Below are 289 nucleotides of genomic sequence, written 5' to 3'. Positions count from 1 at the left end.
TTACCATCGGCGGTTTCTCTGGACTGATGCTGGCGATAGTCCCAGCTGACTTCCAATACCATGACACCTATTTCGTGGTGGCACACTTCCACTATGTATTAGTGTCTGGAGCGGTATTCTCCATTATGGTTGCAGCCTACTACTGGCTACCCAAATGGACGGGCAATATGTACAACCAGAAATTGAGCTTACTCCATTTCTGGACATCGATTGTCTCGGTGAACGTGTTGTTCTTCCCTATGCACTTCTTGGGATTGGCGGGTATGCCACGCAGGATCCCTGATTACGC

At 49.1% G+C, this 289-nt stretch carries 1 protein-coding gene; it reads left to right on the top strand.

Annotated elements, in window-relative coordinates; translation table 11 throughout:
* On the top strand, positions 1-289 hold a 289-nt coding region (locus AB4585_RS27190; protein WP_372171854.1), incomplete at both ends, for a cbb3-type cytochrome c oxidase subunit I.

Source organism: Vibrio sp. 10N.222.49.C9 (assembly GCF_041474985.1).
Classification (GTDB): domain Bacteria; phylum Pseudomonadota; class Gammaproteobacteria; order Enterobacterales; family Vibrionaceae; genus Vibrio; species Vibrio crassostreae_C.
This window is presented reverse-complemented; position numbering and strand designations above follow the sequence as displayed.